Below are 20,748 nucleotides of genomic sequence, written 5' to 3' on the forward strand. Positions count from 1 at the left end.
ACCTTACTTCTCGTCATTTTTTAATTTATCCTCATCTTCAAATTCATCCTCCTCTTCTTCGTCATCAAACCCATCATCGCTCCTATCCTCATCTTCCTCGTCATCATCTTCAAACTTATCGTCGATATCTTCATCATCAATATCTTCGTCTGCAAATTCATCTGATTCATCATATACTGCATCTTCGGTTTTAGTTTCAGCAGGATAATCAACTGAATTAGGTCCCTCAAGAACATTATTCCCCTCGTTATTAACCTTATCTTTGCTCGCAGCGGCAGAAAGAACTTTGTTTGGGTCATATGGTTCTTGTGTAGGCACACGAGTTTGTTTGAGCAGCCTTCTTGTGAAGGTGGTATCACTGTAGTACAAAATTTTCTTTGATTTAATTGGGTAAGTCGACTCTATTAAAATTATCTGATCGTCACGTGGCAACATAATAACTTCTTGAGGCAATAGCAATGCTCTCTGTATTTCAGAGATATGTAATGACCTTGAAGCAGGATTTAAATCTAAAAATTTAGGCTTATTCAACGATTCTTGTTGTACAGTTTTGTTTCCTATAAGTTGCGATATTAAATTAGCTGTTTCAATATTATTGGCTGCAAAAGTTATTCTGTAAGTCGAGTTTGACAAAAAGGAGTTCATCCCTGCTTCTTCGTATATTCCTTTGAGCTGCTCAGTATCTTGAACAATTAAGAATAACCTAACTCGATAACCACGAAAATATGCAATACCTGTTTGAAATTGCTCCATTTTTCCAAGTGTAGGAAACTCATCCATTAAAAACAATACGCCATAAGGCTCGTCATCCGATGGCAATTTTCTACATAAAAACTCAGTTGCCTGTTGGTAAAAAACCTGCATTAAAGGCCTGAGCCTAGTCAAGTTGTCAGGAGTTAAACCAACATAAACTGTAATTTTCTTCTTTTTAAAATCTAGAATATTAAAATCACTTGACGCAGTTGCAGTATCAATCAATGGGTTTGCCCACAATTCAAGTGATGAGTTCATGGTTGATACAACACCTGACCTTTCTTTATCAGCTTTTTGTAAAAAAGCTGCAATATTCATATATGCTACAGGGTGTAGTATTTTACCCATTGTATCAAGAGCAACAGCAAGATTATAAACCACGTCATCACTACGCATCGTACGCACAACTTCACCAAAAGATTTAACTTTCTCTGGTGCAGCAAGTAAGTATAATACCACTCCAACAAATAAGCTTCTTGCTTCATTCTGCCAAAAGTCTTGTTCAGGCATGATTAGGTTAGCTATTTTCTGCACATCGTCAACCATCTGCCCAGGTTTTTCACTAATCCATTGTAATGGATTGTAACAGTGACTTATTCCATCTGGCTGCGCTGGATTCCATACGTATACTTTTTGTCCTTGTCGTTCTCGCCAACCACTTGTTATTTCATAGTTTTCTAATTTTATGTCGTGTACAATTACCGAGTCAGTCCAAAATAATAAATTAGGAATTACAAAGCCAACACCCTTACCAGAACCTGTAGGTGCAAATAACAATGCATGCTGAAACCCATCAGAAATGAAGTATCCTCTTTTATCTTTACCAAGCAATAATCCCTTTTTGCTTCTTAATCCTGCTTTTCGTATGTCTTTCTCTGATGCCCACTGCGAATCTCCATGAAGTGATTCCTTCTTTTTAAATGGTCGCCACTCAATTATCCTTTCTCTTAAATTCCATAAGATAATCATTAAAACAATGATAGGCAGTGCAGAAGATATAATTAATGTGATTTTGAGCTCAAGGCTATATAACTCTGGATGATGCCAACAATATTGTATATGATCAAAAATCGTTGGCCAAAGAGCTTGAGGGAAAGGCGTCAAACTAGGATTAATTGCCTTAAAATCCACAGCATCCGGACCATCAGCAAACAGAACAAACAATATACCAGATAGATAGAAGCAAAACTCAAGTACGCTAAAAGCTACTACACCTCCTATGAGAATATTACGTAGGTGATTTCCATTACTCATAAACTACTCTTCCTTAACTTATGTATAAATTTAAGCATTTTCGCTCGCAGATCTAGTAAATAATATCTCAGAAATGCTTCTTTTGCCCCCACCGGTTCTTTTTAGCTGAATAACAATATCAATCACATTTCTAATGTATGGTATAATTTGGTCTGGAGGAATGCCAAGGTTTGCTTGCATAACCATCAGTTTTATTTGCTCAAGGGCCATTGTTGGACTATCCGCATGAAGGGTTGATATTGATCCAGGGTGACCAGTATTTATCGCCCTGAGAAAACTAAAAGCTTCCGCTCCACGGAGCTCACCAACTATTATTCTGTCTGGCCTTAAACGTAAGCACGCTTCTATCAAATCTTGAGTGGTTACTTTTGCTCTGCCCTGCCCTCCTTTAGAGGCAATTAGATGGACTTTATTGGGATGATCGTTCAAAACGATTTCCCTTGCATCCTCAACAGTAATAATTCTTTCCTCATCTGGAATAGCACGCAAAGTAGCATTAGTAAAAGTAGTCTTACCAGTGGAAGTTCCACCACTAATTATAATATTTTTCTTACTTATTACAGCGTATTCTAAAAACTCTTTTATTTTTTTTTGCCTTAACAGTAAATCCAAATGACGGTCAACTGGATTACCAGTTGCTTCTGTAACAGTTTCAGAAAAAGCCCCCATTTTTTCGTAATCATCGAGTGCTAATTGCATGCTAGAAGGCTTACGAATCGACATGACTACTTTATCAGGCTCACATGCTGGCGGAAATACTATCTGTATACGATAACCATTTGGTAATGTTGCCGAAAGTAACGGCGCTTCTTCGCTAAGTTTTTGTTCTGTAGCTTGAGCAATCAGTCTGCCAAGAGATTTCAAATGGTTAAGATCGAATACTTCTAATTTTTCACACCTTATTTCACCGCGATTTTCAATCCATACTTCCTTTGGCTTATTTATTGATATTTCATTTACGCCTTCTTCTTGAAATATGCCTTGTAATGGCTCCAAATATGTATCAAGTGCAGCATAGTTCATTTCATTGATTTAATATTGCCTGTGGAGGAAATACTATATCTTGGTTAACAAATACTTTCAATGCAGTGCCTTGATCAACATAAATAGTTGGTTTTTTATCTGTATATCTGCCCACTACATCCCGCATATCTTTAGAAAAATCCTCGATTGATTTCCCGATTGCTTCATCATAAACAGACTTGCTTTTTCTTTGAATTTGTTCTAACAGTTGATTTACAATTTCCAGGCTTATATTTACCTCGTCTTCTTCAATTCCTAGTGCTTTTGCTATTTCCTCTTTCATTATTTTTAGTAAATCTTGTCTGCTTTTGGCACTCCGAATTCTTCCGATAGCCCCAAGGCCTAATTTCCATTTGTCACTAGATATCTTCTTTTCTGGGTCAATAATGAGTTGGAGAGAAGAAAAATCTATTTCGGTTGCAGTGATAGACTTTACTGCATCTCTGACAGTTAGCGTATCAACAAGATTAGAAGCCTTTTGCCCTATAACAGCAGAACCAATCGAAACACCAGCAAGTGTCACTGAAGAGAATAACGCACTTACTATTTTGTTATCAACTATTCCTGCTATTCCTGCTCTACCAAGCTCGTCAGTACTAAGTGATGAGATTGCAATATCTATTCCATGTGGCAGAATCACTCTATTCCAGTTTATATTTACACGAGATTTAGCAACATTCGAGTCAAATGAATAACTGCCTATCAATCTTGAGCCTTTAGGTATTAAAACTGTATCACCAGTTTCCGCATAAACATCTCTACTCACCATAGCACGCAGCATTCCTTGCAGATCAGAGTTTATTGCAGTTTCAAGAACAGCATCAATAATTTTACCTTGAGTAATCATTAAACCAAGCTTTCCTACCCTGGTAGCTTTGCTCGATTGTGCTGAAGTGTCGGATAAAATAGCATCAGCAGCCTTGTTCTCTCCACTACCACCTGAAATTGTTAACATTTGTGCACTACGTCTGTCTCTAGGATAACCGCCACCCCCTATTGTAGGAAATGAGGTAGGTAAATTGCCCATAACATTACTAGAAGGAAAATTTTGCTTTGGCAAAATAGGTATATTTGACGCAGAAGTTTCTTTTGGTTTCTCTTCTTCTTTTTTAATTTGTTTTATTTCTGGTACGATTTGTGGCGTAGGAAGAGGAGGTAAGGGTGGTAAGGAATCGGTTATTATTCTTTCAGGAACCATTACATTATCTGGAACTTGTTCCAACTTTCCTTTCAATTCTTGAACGTTTTGCTTTGTTTCCTCTTTTTTAATAACTTCTGAACCCTCTTTATGAGAAGGACTAAAATAGAGATAATACACTCCACCAACCAGAAGTACTAAAATAATGACCATCAATGCCCTATGACCTTGATTAGAGCCAACTGTTACTACCTTATTCTCTATTTCTGATTCATCTTCTGAATTGTTACGCCTTTCTTTATTCATATTGCATGTACCACAGCTAAAGTGACCTATTTATAATTTCAACTTCACCATCTTCATAACGCATAAATAGCTTTTTATGTACTCCTTTTATTATAACATAATCATCAAATAACAGCCTTTTACAAGGTTTATCCTCCCCTTCTACAAAAACCTGAGGTATTTTATTATTATTTCTAAATTTTAAATAGGTTAAATAACCATCATCAAATAACTCGATCGGAACTATATCCGCATTACCACCTTCATCAATATATGTATAATTGTACTTCGTATCATTTTCTTGTATTATTTTTTCTAGCTTGTCTGTAGTATATTGCATTTGAGTAGGTAAAGAAACCTCATCTAAATCAACATCAAATTCACCTTCTTCTTGAGGATAATAAAAACGTACTACGTAAGATATATCCTTTTCAGCAGAATAATCGTGATCCACTTTCTTAGCATCAGTATCCGGGTATTTATCGTAGTTTGGCCTTGAGATTAAATCAAAAATGTAATTTCTTTTTTTAGTTGTCGTAATAATCATGTTAGTGCGACTACTAACTTCAAATGGCATGATAAGCAATTTATTGTCATAAGGATTAATTTTCCAACTTGATGCATCACCAACAGCGATATTTTTAACTTTTTCTCCTTCCGCAAATTCAATATAAGAATAGTAACCCTGACTAAAAACCACCGTAAATACTTCATTAGGGCTATACACAAAAGTCTTTATTCTACTATCTACAGAAATAGGCTCATTATAATTAATGGATGCGTTTAAATTGCCACTGACAAGTAAAGCTAAAACTAATAATATCCTATACATATTCATCATCTACTCTATATGAAATAACTTGAAATCCTAATGGGTTAATATATCTTTGCTGATCATCCATTTCAAGCGATGCATATCTATATGACATAATAACTATCTTATTTTTTCTCGTAGAACTTCCATCTTTCCGTGTAAATTCCACAAAAAATCTCACCTGAAGAGCATCGTTACCCAACTTTTGAATTGAGCGAATTTTAAATTCACTTTTGGTATCTGAATATAAATTAAAAAGATCATCCATATTCTGCGATCCTACATAATTTCTAAATTCATTATACACATTAGGTGAGGAAAACAACCTCACCTTTGTATAATAGTTATAATTATAATGATATGGATCAAAAACCTCCCTTGCTTTTATATACTCTGAAATAAAATAATCGTTTAGCGCTTCATCTGCAGAATACTGTTTTACTGTGACAGGATCAACCAATTGCACTATTCCTGATTTCTTGTCAATTTCTATAACAAATGGCTCAATAGTGCTACTTGTGCTAATTTTAAATATGACTAATATGCTGATAGAGATCGTTGCTAATAATATTAATGCAAATAAAAGTAGAATATTCCTTTGAGCAATAACTGTGCTGTAGCGGTTTGAATTCCAATTTATATCCTTATCTAAGGATTCAGTATTTTTTTCTCGCTTAAAAAATCTTAGCATTTTAGTATTCCTAAAAACCTTAACTTATGTTAATAAACATAGCAAATTAACAAAGTAGTTACAGCAAAAAAGCTAAAAAACTCTTAATCTATGGCCTAATTTACCAAACTTTGTCTCCATATATGAATCGTTATATTTATTACGTTCCACAATCAGTGGTAGACACTTTGTAACTCCTATACCACTACTTTCCAATTCTGACAATTTCCTATCATTGTTTGTAAGTAATTGGATTTTGTTAATGTTCAATTTCTTAAGCATTTTAGCTGCAACAGCAAAACTCCTTTCATCATCTTCAAAACCCAATGTTCTATTTGCATCAACAGTATCAAGATTATGTCCTCTTTGCATACTGTACGCTCTTAACTTATTAGTTAAACCAATGCCCCTTCCATCTTGCATCAAATACAATATAATACCACTTCCAGAGTCAGCTATCATTTGAATTGCTTGATGTAACTGACTTCTGCAATCGCATGACAAGCTATCTAACAAGTCACCCGTATAACACGAAGAATGAATTCTTACTAATGGTTCGCCATCTTTATCTGGATTGCCAATGATAATTGCATGATGTTCTCTTCCACCACTTTCGGTTCTATAAGATATGATATTTACTTCTTGAGTCTGTTTTAAAAATAATGATGTTTTGCACACTTCATATACATCCTGATTTTCTTGAAAATTATTTATGAATGACGTGTCCAGTGCAATAACGTCATTTTTCTCGCACCAATTTCGCATTTCATGATTATTCTCAAAAGTCATATCAGCCACTAACGCGTATGGCAATAATTCTGAGAACTTAAGCAAGGCAATAGCACATTCATCTATTGTCTTTGAGCATTGCAACTCTTTTATGCAATCTTCCTTTGAACAGTTTATTAAATGGAGCAGTTCATCAAAATTATTCACCAACAGACGTTTGCTGTTATGTTCTTTATTCTGAGATATGTATTTTACCTTACTTGAAGTTAAAGTAACATATACATTGCTTGATATAAGCTTGTATTGATTAAATAAATCTCTTTCTAAAGCCTCAGCAGCAGCAAACAATAGGTAATTACCTTCATCATATATTACAATTGGCCGACCGCGCCTGATTTCGCTGATAGCTCTTTCTACCTTATTGCTACTCTGATTTCCTATAAACATTTTTACCCATATTAAACAGCGATAAAAACTGGTGCGGCCGAGAAGACTTGAACTTCCAAGGCCTTATGAGCCACAGCGACCTCAACGCTGCGTGTCTACCAATTCCACCACGGCCGCACTATATTCTAGTTTTTATATAATTATTTTAAATTACTTAATCATTTTAGAATTTTTCATCTAGAGTGTCAATCTGATACTAGAATAATTTAGAAATTGTTTGTATAATTTGATTATGAATTTTGTGATTATAAATTTTAATCATTTAAGATAACCTTACTACTAATTTTTAACTTAGGTTTTTATACAAATGAATATAGCTAATATCTTTATTTTTTTAGCTCTCTCTCTTATAACTAGCTTTCATTTCGTCCATGCACAAATATTATACACATGGTCTCAAGTTATCCCAGAAAATAAACTAAGCATACGCGCAATTACGGACAATGACATGTGTCCCATTGTTTATGTTGATGGCAAGGAAACAGAAATGCTGAATCGCAGCTCAATTAACAATGGTGATCATAACGAAACAGTTTGTGAACTGACAGTACAAACAAGTGCCAAAGACGTTAGTATTGAGGATCTACGGGTTCCTATATTACCAAAAAAGGTTAATAAAATTGCTTTCATTGGTGACACGGGCTGTAGAATAAATATGTTATTTCAGCAGGAATGTAATTCGGTAGATAGCTGGCCTTTAAAAAAAAATTTAGACTCAATTGCCCTTCATAAACCAGATTTAATTATCCATGTTGGTGATTATCATTATAGGCAAACAAGATGTAGAAATACAAAAAAGTGTGGCGATATTTATGGATATAATAAAGAAGCTTGGTACGCTGATTGGTTTGAGCCTGCAAAGGATATTTTATCACAATCCCCTTTCCTTTTTGTTCGTGGAAACCATGAGAGTTGTGATAGAGCTTATGAAGGATGGTTCAGGTATTTAGATTCATACCCCTTTTCGTCTGAAAAATGTGGAAACTTCGTTTCTAGTTGGTCCTTAGATGCTGGACCGATGAAATTTTTTATCTTCGACTCTTCATCCGGTGAGGATATTTTTACAACCCAAAGCACAATTGATGCTTTTGAAAGGCAATTTGATAAATTGATACAAGATAAGCCCACGTGGTTTTTAACTCATAAACCACTTTGGAGATCTCCAAAAAAAGAATTTTTGACATTAAAAAGCCATGGCAATCTTACACAAATTGAAGCTTTTGGGGATAGATTTCCAAGCAATGTTACTACCATAGTTTCCGGCCATATTCATATAGCCCAGATTTTATTAATGGATAATGTTCCAGACCAGATTATAGTTGGAAATGGCGGTTCATTACTACACGCTCAAGATCAAGAACCTGTTTATCAAAATGTAGAATTTGACTATTCAAATGGTAGAAACTACTTAGCACACGAAGTTAGAAACTTTTTCGGCTTTGGCTTTGCAATACTAAACTTAGATGATCACAAATTTACCTTCTATAACCAAGATAATAAGGAAATGTATTCTGCGAAGCTAACAGAAGATTTTAAACTTAAACGGATTAAAACTATAGTCGATTCATTTTAGGATTTGTTATTAGCTATTTTAAAAACGCTACTTAAACATTTTTTTTAATCGATTGATTTCATCAGCAAATTTTGAGTCGGTCTTTATAAAATTTTTTACTTGTTTTACTGCATGTATAACAGTAGCATGGTCTCTGCCACCAAAGTTTCTCCCAATATCTGGTAGGCTTTTTTGCGTAAATTTTTTGGCAAAATACATAGCTATTTGTCTTGGCCTTGCAAGACTGCGAAGCCTTCTATTGGATTGCATATCTGCAACCTTTATATTGAAAAATTCAGCTACTTTCTTTTGTATTTCTTCTATTGTGACTGACCTATGATTTGACCTAAGAAGATCGATTAGGGTTTCACTAGCTGATTCTACCGTCATACTTCTTCCAATTAATGAGGTATGGGTAACCTTATTTAATGCTCCTTCTAATTCTCTTATATTAGATTTTATGTTCCTTGCTAAAAACTCTAGGACATCTTTCGGAACATACATATTCATCTGCTCCACTTTTGCCTGCAATATACCAAGCCTCAATTCAAAAGTTGTTTCATTAATATCTGCCACCAACCCCCAACCGAGTCGTGATTTTATTCTTTCTTCCACTCCATCAAGATCACTAGGAGACCTATCAGCTGATATAACCAATTGTTTATTTTGGTCTATCAATGCATTGAAAGTGTGAAAAAATTCTTCTTGTGTACTATCTTTACCACTGATAAATTGCACATCATCTACCATCAATACATCTACTGATCTAAATTGCTCTTTAAATAACATAATATCTTTGCTTCGCAGCGCTGTAATATATTGGTACATGAATTTCTCTGCTGATAAATACACCACTTTTCTTTTTGCTGATGGGGAATTGACTATGTGCCAAGCTATAGCATGCATTAGATGTGTTTTACCAAGTCCCACTCCACCATATAGAAACAAAGGATTGCTGCCTAATATTGGATCTATAGATTCTGCCACACGCTTTGCCGCCGTAAATGCTAATTCATTTGGCTTTCCCACTACAAAATTATCAAAGGTGAACCTTGGATCCAGCGGCGAACCAAGATTATGATTACTTTCCTCTCTGTTTTTTAGTATAACATTAAAATTTGAATTCCTCTCCTCAATTACTTGAATATCAATAGAACGTATACTTTTATCTTCGCTTTGCCATAATGATAATATTTTTTTCATGTAATGAACTGTAATCCACTCTTTTATAAACCTTGTTGACACGGATAAAAGAACTTCCCCATTTCTGCTACTGACAAATTTTAGTGAACTCAGCCAGCTATTATATGTTGCTTCTCCATAAAGATTATAAAGACAATTTTGGATTTTTTCCCAAGTAACATTGTGATCCGTTACTGTAATAATCTGATCAAAAAACATAGTAGAAACCTTAGGGCTAGTTAAGTTCATATACCACACCAAGAAAAAAGGAATAATTAGAAAAATACAAGATAATCAATAGCTTACTGCAAAATGAAAAGTTAATACTACTTAATACATACTAAAAATTATGGTGATTTTTTGATGGGTTGTAAAGGGTATAAAAACATTAAAATTGATCATTTTTATTTCAAAAAAATGAAAAATTTGTAAATGTCGCTTGTATCGAGGATTAGAAGCATGCTATTAAAAACAGTAATACATTATGTATAAATAAGATGTTAAATTTACTGGCAAATAAGTAAAGTATTCATATAAATATAGCTAACCTAATATAGATTTACTGAAGCAAATTTATGATTATATTAAGTAATTTGAGTTGTTATGCTGTATTCGGTATTGAACTAGAGTTTTACATTGAAGGAATAGAAAAAGAATACTTATTTCTGAATAGCATCAAAAATAAAATAGCATCTCTTGAATTTTCTTGCGAGAAGGAGAATTCTACACATCAGTATGAGATAAAAAGTGGTTGTTATACGAACTCCGACAATTTAATTAAGCATTTTGAGTTAGCAAAACAATCACTTACTGAAACAGCACAAAAACTAGGTGGGAATATTTCTTTTAAAGCAAAGCCCTATTTGGATAGAGCAGGCAGTGCATTAAATGTGCATGTTAATCTCGTGAATTCAAATAACGATAACTTATTTTATATCAATGAGCAAAAGTACAGTGACTATCTGATTCATAGTATTGGTGGATTATGTGCAATGATGAAAAAACATATGTTGTTTTTTGCTCCAAATGATGATTCATATTTAAGATTTCAGTACCCGGATATTCACACTCCAACTACGATTAGTTGGGGAATAAATAACAGAACTGCTGCAATAAGAATTCCCTATTTTGGCAACGATTCCAAAAGATGCCGCCTAGAGCACCGTGTTCCTGGAGCAGATTGCAACCTTGAAAAAGTACTCACAGCAATAATTGAAGGTATAGTTTTTGGTATAGAGAACAAAATTGCTCCGCCAAATAGAGTGTATGGCATTGCATCTGATCCTCAATATAAGATGGAGAGTTTGATATAGCAACTACATCTAAAACCCTAACCCGTTAAATGGCTGTTGGATAATTGGCTGTTTTAGCACTTCCCTCACATCATTATTTACATTCCCGAACTGTAATAGCCACTCTGCAGGAGATAGTTTTCTCTCAGGTTTAGATTCTATACTAATATTTGCACTTGGTCTTTCAGGAAGTGGATTACCAAGCGCATCCATGTGTTTAGGTAAAGGTTCCATAACAATATTTGTAGCACTAGAAACGGAATGACTATCTTTAGTATCAGCGCTTTTAGAAAGTGAATTACCTTTGAAATCCATATGTTTAGGTAGTCCATTTTTCATTTCTTCTTCTGCTCTTTTATTTTTTAATTCTTCTTCTAGCTCAGTTTCAGTTCTTTTTGGTTCTTTTACGGTATCTTTTTCTTCACCTTCATCTTCTGAAACTTTATCTCCTGAAACACGAGTAATTTCAGCTTTAGTTCTTATTTTATGAATCAGCGAAAGTAATAAGTAAGTAACTGCAGCAGCAGAAACGATAATGGCTATCTTTGCGGCAATGTGGATTGCTGTTAAAAATATTAAAGCTGATAAAGCTCCAGCTAATCCAGACACAATAACTTTATTTTTGCCTTTTGTTATATTTAGAATTGCCACCATAATAACCTCTCAAATACTGTTCTAGAATTATTATACAGGAATTTTCTTATACTTGCAATTTTGCGAAAATTTTAATTATTTGCATAAAGTTTTAAAGCTACACAAGGATTAATTAATATGCAATGTATCTCGACTATAATATTGTACAAACACACATATTCAGCTAACATTCAACATGCAGAGCTTACTCATAGAGCGAAACAGGGCGGTGGTATTATTACTTATAGTAATTTTTATCTTCGGTTCATACGTTTATGTAAAAATGCCAAGGGAAAGCAATCCTGATATACAGATTCCTATAATCAGCGTGTTTGTTGGACTTCCTGGGATTTCTGCTCAAGATAGTGAAAAGCTATTAGTGCTTCCTATAGAAAATGAACTAAGATCCATCGAAGGTGTAAGAGAATTGAGAGCTTTTGCAACTAATGATGGTGCTCACATGATACTCGAATTTGGAACAGAGTATGATAATAAAGAAGTGCTCGATAATGTCCGTTCAAAGCTTTCAAACATAAAATCGAAGTTACCTGTTGAAGCGGAATCTCCAATAATAAATGAAATAAACTTGAGTCTATTTCCCATATTAAATGTTGGCTTAATTGGTAATCTGCCAGAAAGAGCCTTAACTGAAATAGCACGCAAGTTAAAGAAAGAAATAGAATCTCTGCCAAATGTTCTCAAAGTTGAAGTGGCAGGTATTCGTAAAGAAACAGTGGAAGTTATAATTGAGCCCACAGTTCTAACAAAATATAACATTCAATCAAACGAAATATTCCAAGCTATATCAAGCAATAATAGACTAGTGGGAGCTGGGTCACTGGCCGGTAAATATTCGATTAAAATATCAGGGTTATTAAAAGATATAGAAGATATTATGAATATTCCTATTAGATCTCAAGGCGATGCAGTTTTGAGAATCAAAGATATAGCAAAAGTATACCCTAGGTTTGAGGATCACCAAGGATTTGCTCGCATTAATGGATTACCTAGTGTCATGCTAGAAATTTCAAAACGTAACGGAAAAAACATAATAGACACAGTAAATCAAGTAAAATACTTAATGGATAAGGCAAAAGATCAATTACCTGAAAATTTAAAAGTGGTGTACTTAAACGACCAGTCAAAAAACGTCCGCGATGTGCTTGATGACTTGGAAAACGGCATAATATTTGCTGTGTTGTTAATATTGATCATAATGATGCTTTCTATGGGAACAAGGATTGCTATTCTTGTGGCACTCTCGATACCCGGTTCCTTTCTCATTGGGATAATAGCTCTTTACTTTATGGGTATAACCTTAAATATCGTTGTGCTCTTCAGTTTAATTATGGCTGTTGGCATGCTGGTTGATGATGCAATTGTGATCAGCGAATATGCCGATAGAAAGATGATCTGCGGAATGGATAAAGTAGAAGCTTTTTACACTTCAGTTCGTGATATGTTTTATCCGGTTCTATCATCAACGTTAACTAAATTAGCAGTGTTTTTTCCTCTATTATTCTGGCCTGATACTGTTGGTAAATTCATGCAGTACATACCAATTACAATAATTCTAACTTTGACTGGATCGCTCATTATGGCTTTGGTTTTTATACCAACACTTGGTGCAATATTTGGTAAGCCTTCGATAACTTCAAAAAAAGAAATAAAAAAAATGAGTGCTATAGAAAGTGGTGAAATAAAAAATGCTGGGCCTATAATAAGAGCTTACGTACGCATGCTAGAGAAGGTTTTGGATCATCCTAAAAAATTCGTATGTGCTACTGTATTCGTTTTGTTTTCATTTAGTGTGCTGTACTTTACTTTTGGTCCTGGAGTAAAGTTTTTTCCGAAAGTGGATTCAGATAATATTTTAATCAGTGTTAAAGCAAAAGAAAGCTTATCAGCCAAAGAACGAGATCTGATACTCAAAGAAGTGGAAGAACGCATTTTGAGCATTGAAAAAGAAATTCATGTTTCTTATGCTAGATCAGGAGCATTTTCAGACAACGTTATCGCCAGAATACAACTAGAACTTATGGATTGGCGCTTCAGGCGCAAAGCTAAGCACATACTAAATGATATAAGGAGCAGTGTGCAAGACATGAAAGGAATAATAATTAATGTTCAAGAGGAAAAGCCAGGACCGTCGGCTGACAAGCCAATACAAATTAACCTCAGCGGGAGTGTATCCAGTTTGAATTTAGCAGCAGAGAAAATTCTAGAAATTATGAACCAACCTTCATCCGGGTTTATAAATATTCAAGATAGCAGATCAGCACCTGAAATAGAGTGGAATATGAGTGTTGATAAGAGTAAGGCTACAAGCTCTGAAGTAAGTGTTGCAACCATTGGCGATTTTATAAAGATGGTTACAAATGGAGTGTTGATTGGAAAATATAGACCAAATAACACGGATGAAGAAATCGATATTGTACTCCGTTTCCCTGGAAAGGATCGCAACATGAAGACTATAGACAATCTTTTTATCAATACAGTTAATGGCCCGTATCCTATGAGCAATATAGTAAAATATGCTCCCGAAAAAAAGGTAAACAAACTAAACAGGATTGATGGATTACGCATAGTGACAATCTCTGCTGACGTTGATACTGGCTATCTTGTTGATGAAAGAGTAAAGTTCATTCAGAATTCTATTGCCCAGGATTGGGACAAGGGAGTAAAAATTGATTTTAAAGGCGACAAAGAAGATCAACAAAAATCAGGAGCATTTTTGTTAAAGGCTTTTATATTAGCGATTACACTAATGATATTGGTATTAGTGACACAGTTTAATAATGTATACCATACATTTATCGTAATGACAGCAGTGTTTTTATCCACAACATGTGTGTTTTTTGTTTTCTTTCTTATCCAACAAGTTTTCGTAGTTGTTATGTGTGGAGTGGGGATAATTGCTTTGGCGGGAATTATAGTGAATAATAACATACTATTACTTGATGCCTTTCATCACCAAATTAAGGTACACAAAAATGACATCAAGCGATGTGTAATAAACGCTGCAATTTCTCGCGTTAGGCCAATATTGCTTACCGTTGCAACCACAGTTCTTGGTTTAATACCGATGATTACCAGGTTAAATATCAATTTTTTTACGCTACAAATCACATATGATGCTCCATCAAGCCAGTGGTGGGTTGACATTTCAACAACCATAGCAAGTGGAATATTGGTTGCAACGGTTTTAACTTTATTCTTTACTCCTGCGTTGCTTGTTATACAAAGACATGAAAAAACTTGACTTAAATTAGCAATCATTTAACATTTAAGATAGTGTTCTTTGCCCGTTGGAGCTATAATTATAACTAATTACATTGGATTTATTTATTATGATTGCTAATCGTAAAAGCAGTGTTAAGCAGAAAAGTAACAAGAATAACATAGTTGGAAGCCTTGATGTAATAAAAACAGCAGGAGAGCTTTCACTTCAAAAAGGTTTAGATTTTGATGTTGTAATAAAGGCACTAGAAAGTGCTATAGAAGCAGTGGCTTATCAAAAATATGGTAGCAAAAGTAAAATTGTAGTTAATATAGATAGAAACACAGGCAAAGTTACTTCATACAGAAAACTAAAAGTTATTGATGACGAATCAAATAGAGAAGAGAATACTGAGTATGAATCAATTACGCTGACACAAGCTAAATTAATAAAAGAAGATGCAAAAATTGGAGATACTGTTAGTGAATTACTCTCTCTTAACACTGATCTTGCTTCAGCAAGAATTGCCCAGCAAAAAATTGCTCAAATAATTAAAGATGAAGAGTCAAAAAAGCAATATGAGGAATTTAAAGATAAGGTGGGAGAAATAAGGTATGGTATTGTTAAACAAGTAGAATATTCAGATCTTATTATAGACATAAATGGCACTAAGGCATATCTTCCATTACGAAATTTAACCGGTGGTGAATCATTTCGTGAAGGCGATAAGGTTAAAACTTATATACAGACTGTTAAGCGCTCTGATGATGGACGTCAAATTATTCTTTCTAGGACTCATGAAGGCTTTTTAGAGGCATTATTAAATCAAGAAATACCAGAAATTGCTGATGGGTTAGTAACAATTAAAGGTATAGCTAGAGACGCCGGCTCAAGGTCTAAGGTTGCTGTTTTCTCTCCTGACAAGAACATTGATCCAGTAGGTGCTTGTGTTGGAGTTAAGGGAGATAGAATAAAAACCATTATACACGAATTAAATGGTGAAAAAATTGACGTTATAAATTACTCCTCAGATTTGGGTCAATTTGTTATTAAAGCCATTACTCCTGCAGAAGTATCGAAGGTTATTATTGATGAAAATGAAAATTGCATAGAATTAATAGTTGCTGAAGATCAATTGAGTTTAGCTATAGGAAAAAAGGGCCAGAATGTAAGATTAGCTTCAGAGCTTGTTGGATGGAAAATTGAGATATTAAGCACTCAGCAAGAATCAGAAAGGCGAAGTAAAGAACTTAGTCAATGTTCAGCTTTATTTGCTGAAGCTTTAAACTTAGAAGAGATTATGGGTCAGCTATTGGTGACAGAAGGTTTTTCAAGCGTAGAAGATATATCCAGCGCTTCAATTAAAGAGCTTGCTTCAATAGAGGGCTTTAATGAGGATATTGCAAACGAACTTCACAATAGAGCAAACAAGTATCTGAAAGCAGAAAATGATAGAAAAATAGAAGAGCTAAAAAGTCTAGGTATGGAAGATGATGTAATCAATTTAACTTTATCAATAGACAATAAAATTGCTCTTAGTAAACATGATATTAAGACTTTAGAGGACATAGCAGATTTATCAAGTTATGAGTTTTGCAGCATACTCTCTTCCTCAGCTGATAATAAGATGAATTCAGAAAATCTAAAAGATACAGTAGACTCAATAATCATAGAAGCACGTAAAAAGCTTGGGTTAATATAATAAAATAATATGAATAATGAAGATATCAGTAATAAAAAATTAACGCTCCAAGGCTTAAGCAAGCTTAAATTAGACCTCAATTTAAACTCTTCAACTAGCCCAAGTACTGGAGCTACAATAGTAAAAAAAAGAAGAAAAAAATCTCATGATGCAGAAGAACATAATTTATTTGACGAGAGTAAATTAGGTTCTTTAACAGAGAAAGAACAAATTTTCCGCATTAATGCTGTGCAGAATGCTGCTTTGCTGAAAGAAAAAAATCAGAGAGAAGAAAAAGAGAAAACAGCAAAAGAAGACAGCAATAAAGAGATTGACGAGAAAAATGAAGCGGACACTTTATCTAAAGAAATAAATAAGCAAGTTTTAAGTGATACTCACTTAGTTGAACTAAAAGAAGATAATATTGACTATGAGGGCGACGATAAAAAGTCTTCTAAAGTCAACAAAGATATATATTCTAAGCATTCTAAACTGGTAATTGCACAGGCAATAGATGAAAAAACTGAACAACCCCCTGTATTTAAGCAAAGATTTGGTATAAGAAGTAGAAAGTCAAAGTTTACCAAGGGTAAAAATATATCAAGAGAAGTTATTATACCAGACAAAATAACTATCAGGGAGTTATCTATTCGCATGGCAGAAGATAGCAAGAGTGTGCTAAAAATGTTCAAAGAAGAAGTCGGTGAGAGTTATAGAGTAGATGATCTGGTGGATCCAGATATAGCATGTGAAATAGTGGAAAAATTTAATCATATGGCTAAACGAGTGAGCGATACCAACAGAGAAAAAGATTTATTTTTTATAGAAGGCAGAGAAAACCTGCCTAAAAAACCTAAGCCACCAATCGTCACTTTTATGGGACACGTCGATCATGGTAAAACCTCATTGCTCGATGCATTTCGTGAATCTAATGTTGCAGAAAGAGAGTCAGGTGGCATAACTCAACACATAGGTGCTTATCAAATAACGACAAAAGATAAGCAAAAAATTACCTTTATTGATACACCAGGACATGAAGCGTTCACTGCGATGCGTGCACGTGGTGCCAATATTACTAATATAGTTGTAATAGTAGTTGCAGCTGACGATGGAATCATGAAACAAACAGTTGAAGCAATAAATCATGCAAAAGCAGCAAATGTTTCCATTATAGTTGCTATTAATAAAATTGATAAATCTGAGCCTGGTGATGTAGAAAAAATAATTAATAGTTTGCCTCAATATGATCTCATCCCTGAAGGGCTTGGTGGTGATGTTATGATTATGCCAGTATCAGCAAAAAAGAAAACTAATTTAGATAAACTAGAAGAGGCGATTTTGTTAATCGCTGAATTAATGAAGCTAGAAGCAATAGAAGATTGTCGAGCACTTGGATGGGTAATAGAATCCAAAATAGATAAAGCGAAAGGAATATCAGCCACATTGATAGTTGAGGAAGGAACGTTAAAGGTTGGTGATATATTGGTAGTTGGTACAACATACAGTAAAGTACGTAGTATGGTTAATCACCTTGGTCAAAGAGAAAAAGCAGCACTACCCTCTGCTCCAATTGAAATTACTGGTCTAAATGGTGTACCAAATGCTGGAGATAAATTTGTTGTTGTAAATTCTGAAAAGCAGGCGCGTGAAATTGTTGAATACAGGCTAGAGTTAATCAAGAAAAAGAAAGAAGATTTGGGCGACAATAATTTAGATATATTCAGTCGTAATAACAGCGAAACAGAAGAACTATCTGTAGTTTTAAAGTGCGATGTAACTGGTTCTATTGAAGCAATATCAAGTTCAATTGATAAACTCGGTAAAGACCAAGTGAAATTAAATATCCTACACAAAGCAGTAGGAGGGATAACAGATTCAGATGTGCTGCTTGCAGAAGCATCAAGTGCAGTAATTTTAGCTTTTAATGTAAAAGTGGACTCAAAAATAAGGGACTTGGCAAAACAAAAAGGTATAGAAATACATACTTATAACATAATATACGAGCTCATTGACGACATGAGAATGTATTTAACTAAAATGTTAAAGCCTGTTACACGAGAGGTTCGTGTTGGTTCTGCATCTGTAAGGCAAATATTTAATGTATCTAAAGCTGGTAATATCATTGGATGTTATGTAAGTGATGGAGTCATAAAAAAAGATTCTTTAATTAAGGTAATGCGTGGTGGCAAATTGGTGCATGAAGGAAAGTTAAAAGCACTACGTAGATTTAAAGATGATGTTAAAGAAGTAGGTGTAAACTTTGAATGCGGAGTATCACTAGAGGGTAATGTCGATATTAAAGTTGGAGATATTTTGGAAGCTTATCAATTAGTGCAAGAAGAAAGGGTGTTATAGTAGCTGGATATGAAAAAGGAAATTAGAAACCTAAAGATAGCATCGGTATTGCATAGAGCAATATCAAGAGTTCTAATGGAAGGTAAGGTGTTCAATAAAAATGTAGCGGTATCTGACGTAAAATTAAGTAAAGATTTGAAAAAAGCAGATGTATATATTGTGTTATCTTCATTGAATATTCAAGTAGCTGACTACTTAGATCCAGAAAAAAGACGCACTGGAGATCCTTCTGAGAATAATTGTGATCTTAACACCGTTGTTAATGAAATGAACCAATCTGCATGGTCAATACGTAAATCTATACTGTGTTATGTTGATTTGCGATTTATACCTGAACTAGTTTTCAAGCCTGACTTAGCGTTCGATAATTTTGTTAATGTAAGCAAAATATTACATAATCACACTTAATTAATGCATTTCAATCGTTACTTTTCATTAATGAGGTTGCACAGTTTAACGGGTTTGTGGCTTGTGCTATTTCCCAGTTTGAGCGGTATTCTTTTAGCCTCAACTTCTCTATCGTATCAGGTTCTTTTTCTCCTTGTTTTGTTTACTATAGGTGCATTTTTAATGAGACCTGCAGGGTGCATAATCAATGATATCTTCGATAGAAAAATAGATGCGCACGTTGAACGAACAAAATATAGGCCACTTGCAAGTGGTGCATTAAACATAAAGCAGGCTTTAGCTTTACTTTCACTGCTACTGTCTATTGCCCTGGTAATCTTATTATTAACTAATAAAACTACACTCATACTTGGAATAATCTCAATGTGTATGATAGCTACTTACCCTTTATTAAAGCGGTATGTTTGGTGGCCACAATTGTTCTTAGGGTTTACCTTCAATATGGGATCGCTCATGGGCTCAGCAGCAATAACAAACCAGATCAGTATAGAATCCTTGCTGTTTTATATAGGATGCGTCTTTTGGACACTTAGCTATGACACCATATACGCCCATCAAGATAAAAAAGATGATGAAAAACTCGGGATGAAATCTACCGCATTATATTTTGGTGATACAACAAAATCTTGGTTGAAAAGATTTTATTTAATATCTCTTATGACGTGGCTATATGCTGGTATCTTATCATCATTAAATAACATTTTTTATATTGCTCTACTTGCTGTAGGGTTCATATTTCACCGCCAATACAAAAATTTCAATCCTGACGATCCCAGTCAATGCATGTCCATATTTAAAAATAATTCCTACGTAGGGTTGCTTCTCTTTTTTGGCATCCTTTTAGATAGAATTATCACCTAGGTCTCAAGAGTTTTGGCTCTAATGAAGTCAATAAACTCAGGTACTCGCAGAAACGAAAATTGCTTGACACCCTTCGCCAGCCCTCTTATCATGAAACTGAAGCTATTGTATTTGCTTTCGCCAATCTGCAGATTAAAAGGTAAGGATTACTTAATGTATCGGCGTCTTATGTTCAATTTTTTGCAGTATATAGATACTGTATGTCTTTACAAAACTTCATCTACATCTAGATTTTTATCTAAATAAGCTGAACGCGCTTATAAAGCGTTACAAGACATCAAAAAATGCCAATACTCGACAGAGATAGTAAAAGACTAGCTAACTCGGGGATTCTTTGTCTTTTTTTCTGCTTAGTAAATTTCTTAAACATTTGCAGCGTAAGTTAGTTGCAATTAAAAGCGGCTGAATCTCGCTTGTCAAGCGTTTAAAACATAAAAAACGCCAATATTTT

General features: G+C 34.3%; 15 protein-coding genes and 1 tRNA gene. 7 read left to right on the plus strand and 9 right to left on the minus strand.

Going from position 1 to position 20,748, the window contains the following annotated elements; translation table 11 throughout:
* Positions 1-3 precede the first annotated feature (3 nt).
* From OPR28_RS03105 to OPR28_RS03135, 7 genes are all read right to left on the minus strand, one after another.
* Positions 4-2,007: a type IV secretory system conjugative DNA transfer family protein gene (locus tag OPR28_RS03105; RefSeq protein ID WP_077188467.1), complete on the minus strand. Its 2,004-nt coding sequence runs from the start codon at positions 2,005-2,007 to the stop codon at positions 4-6.
* 30 nt (positions 2,008-2,037) lie between these two features.
* Positions 2,038-3,030 (minus strand): P-type DNA transfer ATPase VirB11, encoded by a 993-nt coding sequence (gene virB11 / locus OPR28_RS03110; protein WP_265023482.1) that lies wholly within the window; start codon positions 3,028-3,030, stop codon positions 2,038-2,040.
* Position 3,031: 1 nt separating this feature from the next.
* Positions 3,032-4,474 (minus strand): TrbI/VirB10 family protein, encoded by a 1,443-nt coding sequence (locus OPR28_RS03115; protein ID WP_265023483.1) that lies wholly within the window; start codon positions 4,472-4,474, stop codon positions 3,032-3,034.
* 16 nt (positions 4,475-4,490) lie between these two features.
* Positions 4,491-5,291: a P-type conjugative transfer protein VirB9 gene (gene virB9, locus OPR28_RS03120; protein WP_174525402.1), complete on the minus strand. Its 801-nt coding sequence runs from the start codon at positions 5,289-5,291 to the stop codon at positions 4,491-4,493.
* Positions 5,278-5,958, minus strand: coding sequence for a VirB8 family type IV secretion system protein (locus OPR28_RS03125; RefSeq protein ID WP_151807683.1), 681 nt, complete (start codon positions 5,956-5,958; stop codon positions 5,278-5,280). The genes virB9 and OPR28_RS03125 overlap by 14 nt, the downstream gene beginning before the upstream one ends.
* 72 nt (positions 5,959-6,030) lie before the next feature.
* A complete protein-coding gene (locus OPR28_RS03130) occupies positions 6,031-7,113 on the minus strand; it encodes a GTP cyclohydrolase II (RefSeq protein WP_265023484.1) in 1,083 nt (360 codons plus the stop codon).
* A 29-nt stretch (positions 7,114-7,142) separates the two neighbouring features.
* Positions 7,143-7,230: transfer RNA gene (locus tag OPR28_RS03135), tRNA-Leu, on the minus strand.
* 190 nt (positions 7,231-7,420) lie between these two features.
* Here OPR28_RS03135 and OPR28_RS03140 point away from each other — a divergent pair.
* Complete coding sequence (locus tag OPR28_RS03140; RefSeq protein WP_253303624.1) at positions 7,421-8,686, plus strand: metallophosphoesterase family protein; 1,266 nt, start codon at positions 7,421-7,423, stop codon at positions 8,684-8,686.
* A gap of 27 nt (positions 8,687-8,713) precedes the next feature.
* On the opposite strand, the gene dnaA is transcribed toward OPR28_RS03140, so the two are convergent.
* Positions 8,714-10,096, minus strand: a complete 1,383-nt coding sequence (gene dnaA, locus OPR28_RS03145) for a chromosomal replication initiator protein DnaA (protein ID WP_265023485.1) — start codon at positions 10,094-10,096, stop codon at positions 8,714-8,716.
* A gap of 326 nt (positions 10,097-10,422) precedes the next feature.
* On the opposite strand from dnaA, the gene OPR28_RS03150 reads away from it, so the two are divergent.
* Positions 10,423-11,160 (plus strand): type I glutamate--ammonia ligase, encoded by a 738-nt coding sequence (locus tag OPR28_RS03150; protein WP_006279775.1) that lies wholly within the window; start codon positions 10,423-10,425, stop codon positions 11,158-11,160.
* Between the two features lie 9 nt (positions 11,161-11,169).
* Here the strand turns inward: OPR28_RS03150 and OPR28_RS03155 are convergent, their stop codons facing one another.
* Positions 11,170-11,793, minus strand: coding sequence for a hypothetical protein (locus OPR28_RS03155; RefSeq protein WP_265023486.1), 624 nt, complete (start codon positions 11,791-11,793; stop codon positions 11,170-11,172).
* Between the two features lie 175 nt (positions 11,794-11,968).
* Between OPR28_RS03155 and OPR28_RS03160 the strand changes: the two genes are divergently transcribed.
* The 5 genes from OPR28_RS03160 to ubiA all read left to right on the plus strand — a co-directional run bounded on the left by OPR28_RS03160 (position 11,969) and on the right by ubiA (position 20,297).
* Entirely contained in the window at positions 11,969-15,034 is a 3,066-nt protein-coding gene (locus OPR28_RS03160; RefSeq protein WP_265023487.1) for an efflux RND transporter permease subunit, read from the plus strand.
* Between the two features lie 88 nt (positions 15,035-15,122).
* Positions 15,123-16,694 (plus strand): transcription termination factor NusA, encoded by a 1,572-nt coding sequence (gene nusA / locus OPR28_RS03165; RefSeq protein WP_006279771.1) that lies wholly within the window; start codon positions 15,123-15,125, stop codon positions 16,692-16,694.
* Between the two features lie 9 nt (positions 16,695-16,703).
* Positions 16,704-19,028, plus strand: coding sequence for a translation initiation factor IF-2 (gene infB / locus OPR28_RS03170; protein ID WP_265023488.1), 2,325 nt, complete (start codon positions 16,704-16,706; stop codon positions 19,026-19,028).
* Positions 19,029-19,037: 9 nt separating this feature from the next.
* The gene (locus OPR28_RS03175; protein WP_209472402.1) at positions 19,038-19,436 is read left to right on the plus strand and encodes a ribosome-binding factor A; all 399 of its coding nucleotides are present in this window, start codon (positions 19,038-19,040) and stop codon (positions 19,434-19,436) included.
* 3 nt (positions 19,437-19,439) lie between these two features.
* Positions 19,440-20,297 carry a 4-hydroxybenzoate octaprenyltransferase gene (gene ubiA, locus OPR28_RS03180; protein ID WP_182319897.1) on the plus strand — a complete coding sequence of 286 codons (858 nt, stop codon included), beginning with the start codon at positions 19,440-19,442 and terminating at the stop codon, positions 20,295-20,297.
* The last annotated feature ends 451 nt before the right edge of the window (positions 20,298-20,748 follow it).

Origin of the sequence: Wolbachia endosymbiont (group A) of Epistrophe grossularia (assembly GCF_947251435.1) — a bacterium.
GTDB classification, from domain to species: domain Bacteria; phylum Pseudomonadota; class Alphaproteobacteria; order Rickettsiales; family Anaplasmataceae; genus Wolbachia; species Wolbachia pipientis.